The sequence below is a fragment of the Modestobacter lacusdianchii genome, assembly GCF_054177765.1.
In genome coordinates, this window is the sequence record NZ_JBJJTJ010000019.1 from 25546 (window position 1) to 42174 (window position 16629).

The 16629-nt window shown below is 74.8% G+C and carries 16 protein-coding genes; 12 read left to right on the forward strand and 4 right to left on the reverse strand.

Going from position 1 to position 16629, the window contains the following annotated elements:
* The first annotated feature begins 4 nt into the window (after positions 1–4).
* Both purN and purH read left to right on the forward strand, forming a co-directional pair.
* Positions 5–664 carry a phosphoribosylglycinamide formyltransferase gene (gene purN / locus ACJTNH_RS14180; protein WP_458176700.1) on the forward strand — a complete coding sequence of 220 codons (660 nt, stop codon included), beginning with the start codon at positions 5–7 and terminating at the stop codon, positions 662–664.
* A complete protein-coding gene (purH, locus tag ACJTNH_RS14185) occupies positions 661–2211 on the forward strand; it encodes a bifunctional phosphoribosylaminoimidazolecarboxamide formyltransferase/IMP cyclohydrolase (protein WP_458176702.1) in 1551 nt (516 codons plus the stop codon). The genes purN and purH overlap by 4 nt, the downstream gene beginning before the upstream one ends.
* An 83-nt stretch (positions 2212–2294) precedes the next feature.
* Here the strand turns inward: purH and ACJTNH_RS14190 are convergent, their stop codons facing one another.
* On the reverse strand, positions 2295–3032 hold the full coding sequence (locus ACJTNH_RS14190; protein WP_458176704.1) for a hypothetical protein: 738 nt from the start codon (positions 3030–3032) through the stop codon (positions 2295–2297).
* Between the two features lie 96 nt (positions 3033–3128).
* On the opposite strand from ACJTNH_RS14190, the gene ACJTNH_RS14195 reads away from it, so the two are divergent.
* From ACJTNH_RS14195 to ACJTNH_RS14215, 5 genes are all read left to right on the forward strand, one after another.
* Entirely contained in the window at positions 3129–3998 is an 870-nt protein-coding gene (locus ACJTNH_RS14195) for a bifunctional methylenetetrahydrofolate dehydrogenase/methenyltetrahydrofolate cyclohydrolase (protein WP_458176706.1), read from the forward strand.
* On the forward strand, positions 3995–4321 hold the full coding sequence (locus ACJTNH_RS14200) for a DUF3017 domain-containing protein (RefSeq protein WP_458176708.1): 327 nt from the start codon (positions 3995–3997) through the stop codon (positions 4319–4321). Before ACJTNH_RS14195 ends, ACJTNH_RS14200 begins: the two co-directional genes overlap by 4 nt.
* A 60-nt stretch (positions 4322–4381) precedes the next feature.
* Entirely contained in the window at positions 4382–5335 is a 954-nt protein-coding gene (gene mdh, locus ACJTNH_RS14205) for a malate dehydrogenase (RefSeq protein WP_458176710.1), read from the forward strand.
* Positions 5336–5418: 83 nt separating this feature from the next.
* On the forward strand, positions 5419–6633 hold the full coding sequence (locus tag ACJTNH_RS14210; RefSeq protein ID WP_458176712.1) for an NADP-dependent isocitrate dehydrogenase: 1215 nt from the start codon (positions 5419–5421) through the stop codon (positions 6631–6633).
* 233 nt (positions 6634–6866) lie between these two features.
* Positions 6867–7748, forward strand: a complete 882-nt coding sequence (locus ACJTNH_RS14215; protein ID WP_458176714.1) for a DUF559 domain-containing protein — start codon at positions 6867–6869, stop codon at positions 7746–7748.
* Positions 7749–7852: 104 nt separating this feature from the next.
* Here ACJTNH_RS14215 and ACJTNH_RS14220 read toward each other — a convergent pair whose 3' ends face one another.
* Positions 7853–8677, reverse strand: coding sequence for a CAP domain-containing protein (locus ACJTNH_RS14220; RefSeq protein WP_458176716.1), 825 nt, complete (start codon positions 8675–8677; stop codon positions 7853–7855).
* A gap of 200 nt (positions 8678–8877) precedes the next feature.
* Here ACJTNH_RS14220 and ACJTNH_RS14225 point away from each other — a divergent pair, with 200 nt between their 5' ends.
* Positions 8878–10212: a hemolysin family protein gene (locus ACJTNH_RS14225; RefSeq protein WP_458176718.1), complete on the forward strand. Its 1335-nt coding sequence runs from the start codon at positions 8878–8880 to the stop codon at positions 10210–10212.
* A gap of 26 nt (positions 10213–10238) precedes the next feature.
* Here ACJTNH_RS14225 and galE read toward each other — a convergent pair whose 3' ends face one another.
* Positions 10239–11189, reverse strand: a complete 951-nt coding sequence (gene galE, locus ACJTNH_RS14230; RefSeq protein WP_458176720.1) for a UDP-glucose 4-epimerase GalE — start codon at positions 11187–11189, stop codon at positions 10239–10241.
* A gap of 61 nt (positions 11190–11250) precedes the next feature.
* Here galE and hisC point away from each other — a divergent pair, with 61 nt between their 5' ends.
* The 4 genes from hisC (at position 11251) to ACJTNH_RS14250 (ending at position 15283) form a co-directional block, all read left to right on the forward strand.
* Positions 11251–12375, forward strand: a complete 1125-nt coding sequence (hisC, locus tag ACJTNH_RS14235; RefSeq protein ID WP_458176722.1) for a histidinol-phosphate transaminase — start codon at positions 11251–11253, stop codon at positions 12373–12375.
* Positions 12376–12402: 27 nt separating this feature from the next.
* The gene (trpS, locus tag ACJTNH_RS14240; protein ID WP_458176724.1) at positions 12403–13428 is read left to right on the forward strand and encodes a tryptophan--tRNA ligase; all 1026 of its coding nucleotides are present in this window, start codon (positions 12403–12405) and stop codon (positions 13426–13428) included.
* Positions 13425–14021, forward strand: coding sequence for a 2'-5' RNA ligase family protein (locus ACJTNH_RS14245; RefSeq protein ID WP_458176726.1), 597 nt, complete (start codon positions 13425–13427; stop codon positions 14019–14021). The genes trpS and ACJTNH_RS14245 overlap by 4 nt, the downstream gene beginning before the upstream one ends.
* A 98-nt stretch (positions 14022–14119) precedes the next feature.
* Positions 14120–15283, forward strand: coding sequence for a YihY/virulence factor BrkB family protein (locus ACJTNH_RS14250; protein ID WP_458176728.1), 1164 nt, complete (start codon positions 14120–14122; stop codon positions 15281–15283).
* Here ACJTNH_RS14250 and ACJTNH_RS14255 read toward each other — a convergent pair.
* Positions 15180–16556, reverse strand: coding sequence for a D-alanyl-D-alanine carboxypeptidase family protein (locus ACJTNH_RS14255; protein ID WP_458176730.1), 1377 nt, complete (start codon positions 16554–16556; stop codon positions 15180–15182). The two genes, ACJTNH_RS14250 and ACJTNH_RS14255, sit on opposite strands and share 104 nt — an antisense overlap.
* Between the last annotated feature and the right edge of the window lie 73 nt (positions 16557–16629).

The following is a 16629-nucleotide window of genomic DNA, read 5'->3' on the forward strand; positions in this document are numbered from 1 at the left end:
ACCCGTGTCCGCCGACGCACCCGCCGTCCCGCGGTCCGGTCCCGTGCCGTCCCGGGTCGTCGTCCTGCTGTCCGGCGCGGGCAGTCTCTGCGCGGCCCTGCTGGCCGCCGCGGCCGGGGCGGACGCGCCCTTCGACGTCGTCGCCGTCGGCTCCGACCGGCCCGGCGCCGCCGGGCTCGTCCACGCCCGCGACCACGGCGTGCCCACCTTCGTCGCAGCGCTGGGCGACCACCCCGACCGCGCCGCCTGGGACCAGGCGCTGGCCGCCGAGCTCGTCGCCCACCGGCCCGACTGGGTGGTCTGCGCCGGCTTCATGAAGCTGCTCGGCCCCGCGGTGCTCGGCGCGTTCCCCGACCGGGTGGTCAACACCCACCCGGCGCTGCTGCCGGCCTTCCCCGGCGCCCACGCCGTCCGTGACGCCCTCGCCGCCGGGGTGGCGACGACCGGCGCGACCGTGCACCTGGTGGACGCCGGCCTCGACACCGGGCCGGTGCTGGCCCAGCGCGAGGTCCCGGTGCTGCCCGGGGACGACGAGACCCGCCTGCACGAGCGGATCAAGACCGTGGAGCGCGAGCTCCTGGTGCAGACCCTGACCGGCCTGGTGTGCCGGCCCCCCACCGACCTGCCGACGACCGGCGGACGAACCGAGGAGACCACCCGATGAGCGACCGCGCCCCCGTCCGCCGTGCCCTGCTCGGGGTCTACGACAAGAACGGCGTCGAGGAGCTGGCCCGCGGGCTGGCCGCGGCCGGGGTGGAGCTGGTGAGCACCGGGGCCACGGCCGCCCGGATCGCCGCCGCCGGGGTGCCGGTGACGCCGGTCGAGGAGGTCACCGGTTTCCCCGAGTGCCTGGACGGCCGGGTCAAGACGCTGCACCCCGGGGTGCACGCCGGCATCCTGGCCGACCGTCGCAAGCCCGAGCACGTGGCGCAGCTGGACGAGCTGGGCATCGCCGCCTTCGACCTGGTCGTGGTCAACCTCTACCCGTTCAGCGACACGGTGGCCTCCGGTGCCTCGCCCGACGAGTGCATCGAGCAGATCGACATCGGCGGCCCGGCCATGGTGCGCGCGGCGGCGAAGAACCACCCCTCGGTCGCCGTGGTCGTCGACCCGAACCGCTACGAGGAGGTCGTCGCTGCGGTCACCGCCGGCGGTTTCACCCTCGCCCAGCGCCAGCAGCTGGCCGCCGAGGCGTTCCGGCACACCGCCGCCTACGACGTCGCCGTCGCCTCCTGGATGGGCAACGTGCTGTCCCCGGACGACGAGAGCGGCTTCCCCGAGTGGGTCGGCGGCAGCTGGGAGCGCACCGATGTCCTGCGCTACGGGGAGAACCCGCACCAGGGCGCGGCCCTCTACCGCAGCGGGCAGTCCGGTCTGGCCGACGCCGAGCAGCTGCACGGCAAGCAGATGTCCTACAACAACTACGTCGACACCGACGCCGCCTGGCGGGCCGCGCACGACCACACCGACCCGTGCGTGGCGATCATCAAGCACGCCAACCCCTGCGGCATCGCCGTCGGCGCCGACATCGCGGCCGCCCATCGCAAGGCGCACGCCTGCGACCCGGTCTCGGCCTTCGGCGGGGTGATCGCGGCCAACCGCGAGGTCGACCTCACCCTGGCCGAGCAGATCTCCGAGGTGTTCACCGAGGTCGTCGTCGCCCCCTCGTTCACCGAGGACGCCCTCGGCGTGCTCACCGCGAAGAAGAACATCCGGCTGCTGCGGATGCCCGAGGCGCCGCGGCTGTCGGTGGAGCTGCGCGCGATCAGCGGCGGCCTGCTGCTGCAGACCGCCGACCGGATCGACGCCCCCGGCGACGACCCGACCAGCTGGACGCTGGCCACCGGCTCGCCGCTGGACGCCGCCGGGCTCGACGACCTGGTCTTCGCCTGGCGGGCCGTGCGCGCGGTGAAGAGCAACGCGATCCTGCTGGCCAGCGACAAGGCCACCGTCGGGGTCGGCATGGGCCAGGTCAACCGGGTCGACTCGGCGCGGCTCGCGGTGGCCCGGGCGGGGGAGCGGGCGACCGGGTCGGTCGCTGCCTCCGACGCGTTCTTCCCCTTCGCCGACGGGCTGCAGGTGCTGCTCGACGCCGGCGTGCGCGCCGTCGTCCAGCCGGGTGGCTCGGTGCGCGACGCCGAGGTCGTGGCCGCCGCCGAGGCCGCCGGGGTCACCCTCTACCTGACCGGCACCCGGCACTTCGCGCACTGATGAAGGACCCCCGCTCCCCCCACCCCTCGCGAGCTCGGGGCGGGCCCCTGAGCGAGGGCCGGGGGCCGGGGGGCGGCCGGGGGTCAGCGGTGGCGGGGGCCGGTCATCAGCGCCTTGAGCGCGCCCAGGAAGCCCAGGACGGCGACCGCGGCGGTGGACCAGGCGCCGACCGCCCACCGCTCCAGGTCCCAGTTCGCGTCGGCCAGCGGCACCAGCACCGCGGCGGCGACCACCAGGCTGACCAGCAGGGCCACGGCCCCGAGGAACCGGTGGGTCTTCGCCGGCACGAACGCCAGCAGACCGAGCACGAACAGCGCGGCGCCCCCGAGCACGACGGCCAGCGGCTGCCAGGTGTCCCGGTCGACGAGCCCCTGCGGGTCGTCGACCAGGTCGTCGAAGCCGTCGCGGACCAGCTCGAGCCCGGTGGCCCCGCCGTTCACCCACACCACCAGCAGGCTCACGCCCGCCGTCATGCCCGCCAGCAGGAGCAGCAGCCCGGCCAGGTCGTCGGCACGGCGCACCCGGACCGGGGCGTCGCAGTGCTCCGGGGCGGTCGCGGCGCGGTCGTCGTCCAGGTCGGCGTGCCGCCCGGTCGCCGGACCGTCGTCCAGGAGCCAGGGAGCCGGCGCCGCGGGAGCCGGGCCGGCTCCGACCGGCGGACCCACGACCACCGTCTCCTGCCGGGACTGCCAGTCGGCCTCCGGCTCCGGCCGGTGCACGACCTCGGTCGGCTGGTCGGCGAACGGGCGCCCGGTGGCCGCGGTGCTGCCGTGCGGGGCGTTCCCCGGGTTCGTCGCGGACCGGTCCTCGGGCTGGCTCATCGGGGGCTCCCTCCGTGCGCGGGTGCACCGCCCGCACGCCGCTGTCCGTGCGGTCGAGCCTAGGGCCCGGTCACCGCGTCGGGCAGACTGCAGCCCGTGACGGCGACGACTCTGGACGGCAAGGCGACGGCGGCGGCGATCCGGGACGAGCTCACCGAACGGGTGGCCGCGCTGGCCGCGGCCGGACGGCGCCCGGGCCTGGGCACGCTGCTGGTCGGTGACGACCCGGGCAGCCGCTGGTACGTGTCGGCCAAGCACAAGGACTGCGCGCAGGTGGGCATCGCCAGCATCGAGCGCGAGCTGCCGGCCACGGCCGACCTGGCCGACGTCATCGCCGTCGTCGACGAGCTCAACGCCGACCCGGCGTGCACCGGCTACATCGTGCAGCTCCCGCTGCCGCGGGGGATCGACGAGAGCGCGGTGCTCGAGCGGATCGACCCGGCCAAGGACGCCGACGGGCTGCACCCGGTCAACCTCGGCCGGCTGGTGCTCGGCGTCCCCGGGGCGCTGCCCTGCACCCCCGTGGGGATCGTGGAGCTGCTGCGCCGCTTCGACGTCCCGCTGGCCGGTGCGGAGGTCGTGGTCGTCGGCCGGGGGGTCACCGTCGGCCGGCCGCTGGGCCTGCTGCTCACCCGCCGCACCGAGAACGCCACCGTGACCCTGTGTCACACCGGCACCCGCGACCTGGCCGCGCACACCCGCAACGCCGACATCGTGGTCGCCGCGGCCGGCGTGCCCGACCTGATCACCGCCGACATGGTCAAGCCCGGCGCGGCGGTCCTGGACGTGGGCGTCAGCCGGGTCGACGGGAAGATCGCCGGTGACGTCGCCGCCGACGTCCGCGAGGTGGCCGGCTTCGTCGCGCCGAACCCCGGGGGCGTCGGGCCGATGACCCGGGCCATGCTGCTGGCCAACGTCGTCCTCGCGGCGGAGCAGGCGGTCGGCGCCGAGGTGCTCACCGCGTGACCCGGCCCGCGGGCGGTCCGGCGCCGGGGCGCCCGCCGCTGTACCTGCGCCGGCCGCTGCTGGCTGGTTTCCTGCGGCAGTGGCCGCTGTTCCTGGTCATCGTCGTGGTCGGGGTCGGCCTGCTGCTCGTCGCCGCGGCCCAGTGGCGCACCGGGCTGGTGGTGATGGGGCTCGCGCTGCTGCTGGCCGCGCTGCTGCGGCTGCTGCTGCCGGTGCGCCGGGTCGGCTTCCTCGCTGTGCGCAGCCGGGCCGTCGACGTCACCCTCACCGGTGCGGTCGGGGTGGCCGTCGTCGCCATCGCGCTGGCCACACCCCCCACCTGATCGGAGGAGGCGGCGGCCCCGCATGGCCGTCCGGGGCCGCTCGGGGCTAGGTTGGCGGGCATGGCAGAGCGGGCCCGGAACGGCAAGGTGACCGTGGTCGGTGCCGGCTTCTACGGCTCGACCACCGCGTTGCGCCTGGCGGAGTACGACCTGTTCGAGACGGTCGTGCTCACCGACATCGTCGAGGGCAGGCCCGAGGGGCTGGCGCTGGACATCAACCAGTCCCGGGCCATCGAGGGCTTCGAGACCCGGGTGGTCGGGGTCGGGGGCGGCTCCTACGCGGGCACCGAGGGCTCCGACGTCGTCGTCATCACCGCCGGCCTGCCGCGCAAGCCGGGCATGAGCCGGATGGACCTGATCGAGACCAACGCCGGCATCGTCCGCCAGGTCGCCGAGAACATCGCGCAGACCTCACCGGACGCCGTCGTCATCGTGGTGTCCAACCCGCTGGACGAGATGACCGCGCTGGCGCAGCTGGCCACCGGCTTCCCGAAGGCCCGGGTGATGGGCCAGGCCGGGATGCTGGACACCGCGCGCTTCACCGACAACGTCGCCACCGAGCTGGGCGTCCCGGTCTCCTCGGTGCGCACGCTGACCCTGGGGTCGCACGGCGACACGATGGTCCCCGTCCCCTCGCGGTGCACCGTCGACGGCCGGCCGCTGTCCGACGTGCTGCCCGCCGACCGGATCGCGCACCTGGTCGACCGCACCCGCAACGGCGGGGCCGAGGTCGTGGCGCTGCTGAAGACCGGGTCGGCCTACTACGCGCCGTCCGCGGCCGCCGCCCGGATGGCCCGCGCGGTCATCTCCGACAGCGGCGCCGTCATGCCGGTGTGCGCCTGGGTGGACGGCGAGTACGGGATCTCCGGGGTCTACCTGGGGGTCGAGGCCGAGATCGGCCGGGAAGGTGTGCGGAGGGTCGTCGAGGGCGACCTCTCCGACAGTGAGCTGGCCGGCCTGCGCGAGGCCGCGGAAGCGGTCCGGGCCAAGCAGGCCGATGTAGCCGACCTCTGAGGAAGGACCCCGCTGCCCCCCGCTGCGCGCACGCTCGCGGCGGGGCCCTGCAGCGGGGCCACGAACGCGAAAAGGAGAACCACGTGAGCAAGATCAAGGTCGAGGGCAAGGTCGTCGAGCTCGACGGCGACGAGATGACCCGGATCATCTGGCAGTTCATCAAGGACCAGCTGATCCTCCCGTACCTCGACGTCGACCTCGAGTACTACGACCTCGGCATGGAGAACCGCGACGCGACCGACGACCAGGTCACCATCGACGCCGCGAACGCCATCAAGGAGCACGGTGTGGGCGTCAAGTGCGCCACCATCACCCCGGACGAGGCGCGGGTCGAGGAGTTCGGCCTCAAGCAGATGTGGCGCTCCCCGAACGGGACGATCCGCAACATCCTCGGCGGCGTCATCTTCCGCGAGCCGATCATCATGCAGAACGTCCCGCGGCTGGTGCCGGGCTGGACCAAGCCGATCATCGTCGGCCGTCACGCCTACGGCGACCAGTACCGCGCCACCGACTTCAAGTTCCCCTCGGCGGGCACGCTGAAGGTCGTCTTCACCCCCGAGGACGGCTCCGAGCCGATCGAGCGCGAGGTCTTCCAGGCCCCCGGCGCCGGTGTCTCGCTGTCGATGTACAACCTCGACGACTCGATCCGGGACTTCGCCCGGGCCTCGCTGAACTACGGGCTGGCCCGCAACTACCCGGTCTACCTCTCGACGAAGAACACGATCCTCAAGGCCTACGACGGCCGGTTCAAGGACATCTTCCAGGAGGTGTTCGACGCGGAGTTCAAGGAGCAGTTCGACGCCGCCGGCATCACCTACGAGCACCGTCTGATCGACGACATGGTCGCGGCCAACCTCAAGTGGGAGGGCGGCTACGTCTGGGCGTGCAAGAACTACGACGGTGACGTGCAGTCCGACACCGTGGCCCAGGGCTTCGGCTCGCTCGGCCTGATGACCTCCGTGCTGGCCACCCCGGACGGCAAGACCGTCGAGGCCGAGGCCGCGCACGGCACGGTCACCCGGCACTACCGCCAGCACCAGCAGGGCAAGGAGACCTCGACCAACCCGATCGCGTCGATCTTCGCCTGGACCCGGGGCCTGGCCCACCGCGGCAAGCTGGACAACACCCCCGAGGTCACCCGGTTCGCCGAGACCCTGGAGCGGGTCTGCATCGAGACCGTCGAGGGCGGTCAGATGACCAAGGACCTCGCCCTGCTGATCAGCAAGGACGCCCCCTGGCTGACCACCCAGGACTTCCTCGCCGCCATCGACAGCAACCTCCAGAAGGCCATGGCCTGACGACAGCTGTCGTAGCAATGGCCTGACGACAACTGTCGTAGCAACGGCCTGACGACAGCTGTCGTGGGAACGGCCCCCTCGCCCGTCGGGCGAGGGGGCCGTTCTGCGTCCTCGTGGTGATCACCTCGGGTCAGCCGGGGCATCAGATCGGGCCAGACCCCGGTGGGGCCGAGGTGATCAACGCCTGTGGACGACGCCAGCGGCCGGGACGGTCTCTCGGGCAGGCTGCGCCGGTGCCCGTGCAGCCGACCCGACCGCCGCAGCTGCGCGGCCGGGTCTTCCGGGGCACCTGGGCGGTGACCGCTGGGGTGCTCACCGAGGACCAGCTGCGCAGCCAGGCGTGGAGGCGGTTGCGCCGGGACGTCTACGCCGACGCGGAACTGCCGGTGGACCACCGTCTCCTCGCACGAGGGGTCAGCCTGGTGATGCCGGACACCGCTGCGCTGGGAGGTACGACGGCAGCCGTCCTCTGGGGGCTCGATGACCTGGCGTCCCCCGACGACCCCGTCGAGGTGGTCGTCCCACCGGGCGCGCGTTGGACGCCAGGGCCGGGTGTGGGGGTACGGAGCGCGCCACTGACCGGCGACGTCGTGCGGGCCGGGCCGTGGCTGCGGTGGACCGACCGGGTGCGCACGGCCGTCGACCTCATCCGCCGGGACGACGGAGACGAGTCGGTGGTGCTGCTGGACCGGTTGGTCGCCGCCCGGGTCGTGCAGTTGGACGAGGTGCGGACGGCGGTGGCCGGGCTCCCGCGGTGCCGGGGGAGCGCGGCTGCCAGGCGCACGGCTGGTCTGGCCGACGGTCTGGCCGAGTCCCCGCCGGAGACGCGGCTGCGACTGCTGCTGCACCGGTCCGGGCTGCCGCTGCCGGTCGCCCAGTTCGAGGTCCGGGCCGGCTCCCGGTTCGTCGCCAGGGTCGACTTCGCCTGGCCGGACCGGCGGCTGGCCGTCGAGTACGACGGGGCCTGGCACGGCGACCCACAGCAGTTCGCCAAGGACCGGATCCGGCTGAACCGGCTGGCCGCGGCGGGGTGGCGGGTGCACTTCGTGACCAGGGAGGAGATGCGTCGCCCCGAGCAGGTGCTGGCTGGTGTCGCGGCCGCCCTTCGACGTTGATCACCTCGGGTCCGCCGGGGTGTCAGGGCGGGGGAGACCCCGGTGCAGCCGAGGTGGTCGACGGCGGTAGCCGCTGCGGAGGTGATCTCGGCCGGCGGGCGGCGTCAGCTGCCGAAGAGCTGGGTCCACCAGGGGCCGCCGGAGCCGGTGGCGACGCCGACGCCCAGGGTGCGCAGCTCGCAGTTCAGGATGTTCTTGCGGTGGCCCGGGCTGGCCATCCAGTCGGCCATCACCGCGGCGGCGTCCGGCTGGCCGGCGGCGATGTTCTCCGCCCGCGCGTACCCGACCCCGGCCGCCTCGGCGCGGGCGAACGGGTCGACGCCGTCGGGGTTGACGTGGTCGAAGAAGTCGCGGTCGCGCATGTCGGCGCTGTGCGCCCGGGCCACCGCTGCCAGGCCGGCGTCGGCGCTGACCGGCGCGCAGCCGGCGGCGGCCCGCTCGGTGTTCACCAGCGCGAGCACCTGGCCCTCGGGGCCGGGCGCCGCCGGTGCGGCCGCCGCAGCGGGCGGCGGCGGGGCGGGCAGCGGGGGCGGGGCCGGGACGACGGACGACGCGGGGGCGCGGGGTGCCGGTGCGACCACCGACGGCGGAGCCGGGGCCGGCTCGGGCTCCGGGGGCGGAGCGGGCGTGCTCACCGGCGAGGGGACGGCGGTCGTGGTCTCCACCGGCGCGGCGGCCGGGCTGCTCGCGACCGGTGCCGAACCGGACGGCGTCCCGGAGGAGGCGGGTTCGGTGGCGGGTGGGGTCGCGTCGGTGCGCGGGGCGACCTCGGTGGTGCTCGCCGCGTCGGCGAGCCCGGGCAGCGTGCCGCCGCTGAGCGCGGCGGTCAGGGCGACCGCGGCGACGACGACGGCGAGCAGCAAGGGGGCCCACAGCGGTCGGTCGCGCCGTTCCCGGGCGGCGGGCGGCGGGGTCGGGCGGTGCGGCACGGCGTCGTCCTCGGGGCAGGTCACGGGTCGTTGCCTCAGCGAGAGTAGCCGCGTACCGAGGGTGAGCGGTGGCCTCGCGGGGAACACCCACGCGAGGGGTGCGGTTCGGTGCACAGAGATCCGCGCACCGGCGCAGCCACTACCGTGGTGGGTCACGCGGCAGCCCCGTCGCGAACCACGTCTGGAGGAGCACGCCGCTCGTGAGCGACGTATGGCTCAACATCGTCATGGTCTTCGCCTTCGTGCTGATCGGCGGGGCCTTCGCCGGCGCCGAGATCGCGCTGGTCTCCCTCCGCGAGTCCCAGGTGCGGGCGCTCGCCGAGACCGGACGGCGGGGACAGGCCCTCAACAAGCTGGTCAGCAACCCCAACCAGTTCCTCGCCGCCGTCCAGGTCGGGGTGACCCTCGCCGGGTTCTTCTCCGCGGCGTTCGGTGCCAGCACGCTCTCCGCGCCGCTGGCCGACTGGGGCGTCGAGGGGCTGGGCCTCTCGCGCAGCCTGGCCGACCCGCTGTCCTTCGTCGCCGTCACCATCGCGATCAGCTACCTGTCACTGGTCGTCGGTGAGCTGACCCCCAAGCGGCTGGCGCTGCAGCGGGCCGAGGGCTTCGCGCTGGTGGTCGCCGCACCGCTGAACGCGATCGCCAAGCTGTTCCGCCCGATCATCTGGCTGCTGTCCCGCTCCACCGACCTGCTCGTACGCGTGCTGGGCGGTGACCCGAAGGTCAGCGGTGAGTCGATCAGCCAGGAGGAGCTGCGCGACCTCGTGGCGGCGCACGAGTCGCTGTCCAGCGACGAGCGCCGGCTGATCGACGAGGTCTTCCGCGCCGGTGACCGCGAGGTGCGCGAGGTGATGACGCCGCGCACCGAGGTGCACTTCCTCGAGGCGAGCATGACCGCCAGCCGCGCGGCCAAGCAGGTGGCGGAGTCGAACTGGTCGCGCTACCCGGTCGTGGGTCGCAACGAGGACGACGTCGTCGGCTTCGTGCACGTGCGCGACCTCTTCCTGCCCAACCACCCGGCCGGTCGCGCGGCCACCGTCGGCGACCTCGCCCGCGAGGTCAAGCAGCTGCCCGGGACCGCGGGGGTGCTCACCGCGCTGTCGCAGATGCGCAAGGAGAACCGGCACTTCGCGCTGGTCGTCGACGAGTACGGCGGCACCGACGGGATCGTCACCCTGGAGGACCTCATCGAGGAGGTCATCGGGGACATCTACGACGAGTACGACGAGGACGTCACCGCCGAGTCCGACGAGCCCGCCGAGGGCCCGCACGAGGTCGACGGCCTGCTCAACCTGGACGACTTCGCCGAGGCCACCGGGCTGAAGCTGCCCGAGGGCCCCTACGAGACGGTCGCCGGCTACCTGCTGGCCGACCTGGGCCGGCTGCCGGTGGTCGGTGACACGGTGACCGTGGAGGGCCGGACGCTGACCGTGCTCGAGCTCGACGGACGCCGGATCGCCCGGATCTCGGTCAGCGCCGCCCCGCTGCCGGAGGACGCCGACAGCGAGGCCCCGGCCGACGCCGAGGCCCGCTAGGCGCGCCGCCGGCGACGACACCTCTCTCAGCGCTGCACGAACGCCCAGGCGTCGGCGACGATCTCGGTCAGGTCGGTGTGCTCCGGCGCCCAGCCGAGGTCGGCCTGGATCCGGGCGGAGCTGGCCACCAGCCGGGCCGGGTCGCCCGGGCGGCGGTCGCCCACGACGACCGGCAGCGGGTGGCCGGTGACCGTGCGGACGGCGTCGACCATCTCCTGCACCGAGAAACCGGTGCCGCTGCCGAGGTTGTAGACCCGGTGCTCGCCCGGTGCGGGGGCCGGCAGCGCCAGCAGGTGCGCCGCCGCGAGGTCCTTGACGTGCACGTAGTCACGGATGCAGGTGCCGTCGGGGGTCGGGTAGTCCGAACCGTAGACGGTGAGCGACTCGCGGGTGCCGGCGGCCACCTGCAGGGCGATCGGGATGAGGTGGGTCTCGGTGGCGTGCCGCTCGCCGACGCCGTAGGCCGCGCCGCCGACGTTGAAGTAGCGCAGGCTCACCGCGGCGAAGTCGTGGGCCACCGCGTAGGAGGTCAGCATCGCGTCGACGGCGAGCTTGCTGGCGCCGTAGGTGTTGGTCGGCCGGGTGGGCGCGGTCTCCGGGATCGGCACCTCGTCGGGCTCGCCGTAGGTCGCGGCGGTGGAGGAGAAGACGATCCGCCGGCAGTCGGCGGCCCGCATCGCCTCGAGCAGCGCCAGCGACCCGCCGACGTTGTTGTGCCAGTACAGCTCGGGCTCGGCCTGGCTCTGCGCGACCAGGCTCTTGGCCGCGAAGTGCAGCACCGCCTCGGGCCGGACGTCGGCGAGCACCGGCGCCGAGTCGTGCAGCGAGGCCCGGACGAAGCGGGCACCGGCCGGGACGGCGTCCTCGTGGCCGGTGGACAGGTCGTCGAGCACGGTCACCTCGTGACCGGCTTCCAGCAGGGCCGCGGTGACTACGCTGCCGATGTACCCGGCGCCGCCGGTGACGAGAACGCGCATGGTGCGAGCCTAGCCAGCACCCCGCCGGGGTCCGGCCGCCCGCGCGGAGGAGGAGCTCCAGGTGGTCAGCGCACGCCCCGCCGTCGCCGCGATGCCGGCCTACCGCCCCGGCCGCAACCCCGCCGACCTGGCCCGCGAGATCGGCGTCCCGCGCGCGGTGAAGCTGGCCAGCAACGAGGTCGCCTTTCCCCCGCTGCCGGCCGTGGTGCAGGCGATCGGCGCGACCGCGGGGGAGACCAACCGGTACCCCGACAACGGCGCCGTCGTGCTTACCCGCGCCCTGGCCGACCGCTACGGGATGGAGCCCGCGCAGGTGGCCACCGGCTGCGGTGCGGTGACCGTCTGCCAGCAACTGGCCCAGGCGTTCAACGACCCGGGGTCGAGCATCGCCTTCGCCTGGCGGTCCTTCGAGATGTACCCGCTGCTGGCCCAGGTCGCCGGTGCGCGCACGCAGCAGGTGCCGCTGGTCCCCGGCACCCCCGGCGGGGCGCCGGACACCCACGACCTGGACGGCCTGGCCGCGGCGATCGACGAGACGACCCGGCTGGTCTTCGTCTGCAACCCGAACAACCCGACCGGGACGGCGGTGCGCCGCCCCGAGCTGGAGCGCTTCCTGGACGCCGTCCCGGCCCACACGCTGGTCGTGCTGGACGAGGCCTACCGCGAGTTCGTCACCGACCCCGACGTGCCCGACGGTGTGGAGCTGATGCGCGGGCGGCCCAACGTCGCCGTGCTGCGCACCTTCTCCAAGGCCTGGGGGCTGGCCGGCCTGCGGGTGGGCTACCTGCTGGCCGAGGACCCGGCGGTCGCCGACGCCGTCCGCCGGACGAACGTGCCGTTCAGCGTCTCGAGCCTCGCCCAGGCGGCCGCCTGCGCCGCACTGGCCAGCGAGGAGGAGGTGCGCGAGCGCTGCGTGTCGGTGGTCGCCGAGCGCGCCCGGCTCACCCGCGAGCTCCGCGAGCGGGGGCTGCCGGTCGCCGACAGCCAGGCGAACTTCGTCTGGCTGCCGCTGGGCGAGCGCACCGCCGCGGTCGCGGCGGCCCTGGAGGCCCGCGCGGTGATCACCCGGCCGTTCGCCGGTGAGGGGCTGCGGGTGACCGTCGGCACCCCCGAGGAGGACGACGTCTTCCTCGGCGCGCTGGACGCCGTCCTGACCAGCGGGGCAGCCGAGGTGACCGGAGCCTGAGCAGGGTCGCGTGGGGCGCGTGGTTCGATGGTGGGCGTGCCTGCTCCCCGCGTGCTGTCCGGCATCCAGCCGACGGCTGACTCCTTCCACCTCGGCAACCTCCTGGGTGCGCTGAGGCAGTGGGTGGCCCTGCAGGACGACCACGACGCCTTCTACTGCGTCGTCGACCTGCACGCGATCACCGTCGAGCAGGACCCGGCGGTGCTGCGTCGGCGCACGCTGGTGTCTGCCGCCCAGCTGCTGGCCCTGGGGGTCGATCCCGACCGCAGCACGCTCTTCGTGCAGAGCCACGTGCCCGAGCACGCCCAGCTGGGCTGGGTGCTGCAGTGCATCACCGGCTTCGGCGAGGCCGGCCGGATGACGCAGTTCAAGGACAAGAGCACCCGCGAGGGCGCCGGGACGACGTCGGTCGGGCTGTTCACCTACCCGGTGCTGCAGGCCGCGGACATCCTGCTCTACCGGGCCGCCCGCGTGCCGGTGGGCGAGGACCAGCGCCAGCACCTGGAGCTCACCCGCGACCTGGCCACCCGGTTCAACGCCCGGTACGGCGACACCTTCGTGCTGCCGGAGGCCTACGTGCCGCCGGGGGCGGCGAAGGTGCTCGACCTGCAGTCGCCGGACAAGAAGATGAGCAAGAGCCTGCCGCCGGCGGGCTGCGTGAACCTGCTCGACGACCCGAAGGTGACGGCCAAGAAGATCCGGTCGGCGGTCACCGACACCGGCCGCGAGGTCGTCGCCGACCCGGTGGGCAAGCCCGGGGTGACCAACCTGCTGGCCATCCACTCGGCGCTGTCCGGGCAGAGCGTGGCGCAGCTGGAGGAGCACTTCGCCGGCCGTGGCTACGGCGACCTGAAGAAGGAGCTCGCCGAGGTCGTCACCGAGGCGCTGGCCCCGGTCCAGCAGCGCACCACCGAGCTGCTGGCCGACACCGCCGAGCTCGAGCGGGTGCTGGCCGCCGGGGCCGCCCGGGCCCGTGAGGTCGCGGCGCCGATGCTGGCCACCGTCTACGAGCGGGTGGGGTTCCTGCCCCCGGTCGGGGCCCCGCCGGCGTGACCGGTCGTCCGCTGCGCGCCGACGACACGTTCGTCCACCGCCCCGCCGCGACGGTGCCGGCCCCGGTCGAGACGTGCGTGCTGGGCGTCGTGGTGTCGGTGCCCGAACCGTGGGCGCAGCTGCTGGTCGAGTGGCGTGGCAAGTGCGGTGACCCGCAGGCCCGCCTGGTGCCGCCGCACGTGACGCTGCTGCCGCCGACCGAGGTGCCGGTGTCCCAGCGCGGCGCGATCAGCGACCACCTGTCCGCGGTCGCGCGGCAGCACCCGCCGTTCGTCATGCACCTGTCCGGCACCGGCACCTTCCGGCCCATCTCGGAGGTGGTGTTCGTGGCGGTCGCCCAGGGCATCGCCGACTGCGAGCTGATCGCCGACGACGTGCGCAGCGGCCCGCTGGACCGCGCCCTCAGCTTCCCGTACCACCCGCACGTCACCGTCGCCCACGACGTCCCGGGCGACATGCTGGACATGGCCTACGCCGGGCTGGCCGAGGTGCACGCCGAGTTCCGGGTGGACACGTTCACCGAGTTCGAGCAGCTGCCCGGCGGCGCGTGGGCCATGTCCCGCGAGTACCGCCTCACCGGCCCGCCCCGCTGACCCGGGCGGCGGGAGCCCGGCCACCGCGCTGACCCGGGCGGGGCAGCCCGGACCGGCCCGCCGCGCGAGGTCGGTGGTGGACGACCAGACTGGCACCGGTGACCAACCCCGTCGGCCGCCTGGCCGGTGCGGCCACGGAGCTGCTGCGCCGGCAGCGCGCCCGTCGGCCCTGGCTGGACCACCTGGCCCGGGCGGGCGGGCGCTACAACCGGGTGCAGGCCGACCTGATGGCCTCCGGGGTCACCTACTACGTCTTCCTGGCCCTCGCGCCGGTCACCCTGCTGCTCGTCGCGGTCGCCGGGCTGGTGCTGCGCGGCAACGCGCTGCTGCAGGACCAGCTGCTGGCCGCCCTGCGCGACGCCGTCCCGGGGGAGACCGGGGCGAGGCTGGCCGACAGCGTCACCTCCGCGATCGACAGCGCGACCACGTTCGGGGTGCTCGGGCTCGTCGGCGTGGTGTTCGTCGGCCTGGGCGCGATGGACAAGCTGCGGGTGGGCATGGACATCGTCTGGCGCGGCCGCCCCGACCCGCCCGACTTCCTCGCCGACCGGGGCAAGGACCTGGTCGCCGTGCTGGGGTTCGGGGTCGCCGGCGTGCTGAGCATCGCGCTGACCACCGGGGCCACCACCGCGGTCGGGCGGCTGCTCGGCCTCACCGAGATCGACGACGTGCCGGGGTTCTCCCTGCTCACCCGGGCCCTGCCGATCGTGCTGGCCGTCGCCGGCGACACGCTGCTGTTCCTCTGGCTGCTCAAGGGGGTGCCGGGCAACCCCTTCGGCTACCGGCAGCTGCTGCCCGGCGCCGTCTTCGGGGCCGTCGGCTTCGAGGTGCTCAAGCTGGTCGGCGGCTTCTACCTGGCGGTCATCAGCGGCAACGTGACCGCCTCCACGTTCGGCGGCCTGGTCGGGCTGATCGTCTGGATCAACGTGGTCGCCCGGTTCGCCTTCTACACCGCCTGCTGGACGGCGACCATCCCGGCGATCGAGCACGCGCACACCCGGGTGCCGCACGGCCCGGTCCGGCCCACCCCGCTGCCGGACGTCGCCCTGGTGGCCGAGCGGACGGCGGGGCCCGCCCCGCTGCGGGTGGCGCTGGGGCTGCTGGGCACCGGAGCGCTGGCCGGGCTCCTGGGCGGCCGGCTGCTCACCCGGCGGGGGCTCAGGTCCGCGGCGGCCGGTCGCGGCCGGGCGCCGGCTCGCCCGTCGTCGGACCCCCAGCCGTCGGCCCCCCGGCCATCGGACCCCGAGCGGCCGCACCGCTGACCGGCCGGCCGGGGTGGGCGACGGGGCGCATCGCCCGGCGGCGTCCCAGCACGGTCGCGGCGACGACGACCAGCGCGCCCACGGCCAGCCCGGCGGGCAGCAGGGGAGAGGACCCGCCGGTCGCCGGACCCACCGCGGCCGCGACGGCGGGACGGGCGTCGGGACGGTCGGCCGGAGCACGCGTCGGGGCGGTCGTCGCGGCGGCCTCGGCTGCGGCCGCGGCCGCATCGGCGGCCACCTCGGCGGGGGTGACCAGCCGGCCGACGCCCGCGGTGCCGGCCGGGGTGGCGAAGCCCCAGTCGAGCAGGCGTCGCGCCTGCTCCAGCTCGTGCACCGGTCGCCGCTCGGCCTGCATGACGCTGACCAGCAGCCGGCGCCCGTCCCGCTCGGCGGCCACCACGAAGGTGTGCCGGGCCGCGTCGGTGAAGCCGGTCTTGCCCCCGAGGGTGCCCGGGTAGGTGTTGAGCAGGGTGTTCTGGTTCTGGATCTGGTAGCCGGCGAAGGTCCCGACGGCCGGGATGTCCGCGATCCGGGTCTGCAGCACGTCGAGGGCGTAGGGGTCGGCGATCAGCTGGCGCAGCACCAGCGCCAGGTCGTAGGGGGAGGAGGACTGCCCGGCGACGTCCAGCCCGGAGGGCGTGCCGGCGACCGTGTCGTACGCCCCGATCCGGGCGGCCGTCTCGTTCATCGCCGTCAGCGTGGCCTCGACCCCGCCGGCGGCCCGGGCCAGGGCGTTGGCCACGTCGTTGCCCGACTGCATGACCAGCGCGCGGAAGAGCAGGTCGACCGGGTACTGCCCGCCCTGCACCAGTCCCACCCGGCTGCCCTCGACGGCCTCGTCCTCGACCGTGCCCGCGACGACCTGGGTGCGGTCGAGCAGCGGCGCGAGGGTGAGCAGGGTGAGCGTCTTCAGGGTGCTGGCCGGGTAGTAGCGGCCGTGCGGGTCGCGGGCGCCGAGCACCTCGCCCGTGCCGGCATCGGCGACCAGCCAGCCGTGCGCGTCGATGCCCTCGGGCAGCGGCGGTGCCCCCGGGGCGGTGACCACGCCGCGGGTGTCCAGCCCCTCGCCCCCGACCGTGCTGCCGTCGGGGGCGCTGCCGTGCGGCGGGCCGGCCGGGTACGGCAGCGTCGGCGTCGGCGCCGTCGGGTCGACCGTGGGGCGCGCGCCCTCGGCCGCCGCGGGGGCGGCCGGGCCGGCCAGCAGGAGCCCCACCGAGAGCGTGGCGGTCGCCAGCGCGGCGGTCAGCCGGCGCAGCGGCGGGGGTCGGCGCATGACCGGCACGCTAACCCGGCCGGCGGCCGCACCCCGCGCGCGCCCGCCCCGGACCGCTCGGCACGCCGCTCAC

Coding starts and splice junctions, on each gene's coding strand:
- purH (WP_458176702.1), top strand. CDS start 661: ATGAGCGACCGCGCCCCCGTCCGCCGTGCCCTGCTCGGGGTCTACGAC.
- ACJTNH_RS14190 (WP_458176704.1), bottom strand. CDS start 3,032: ATGAGCCAGCCCGAGGACCGGTCCGCGACGAACCCGGGGAACGCCCCG.
- mdh (WP_458176710.1), top strand. CDS start 4,382: ATGGCAGAGCGGGCCCGGAACGGCAAGGTGACCGTGGTCGGTGCCGGC.
- galE (WP_458176720.1), bottom strand. CDS start 11,189: ATGCGCGTTCTCGTCACCGGCGGCGCCGGGTACATCGGCAGCGTAGTC.
- trpS (WP_458176724.1), top strand. CDS start 12,403: ATGGTGGGCGTGCCTGCTCCCCGCGTGCTGTCCGGCATCCAGCCGACG.
- ACJTNH_RS14255 (WP_458176730.1), bottom strand. CDS start 16,556: ATGCGCCGACCCCCGCCGCTGCGCCGGCTGACCGCCGCGCTGGCGACC.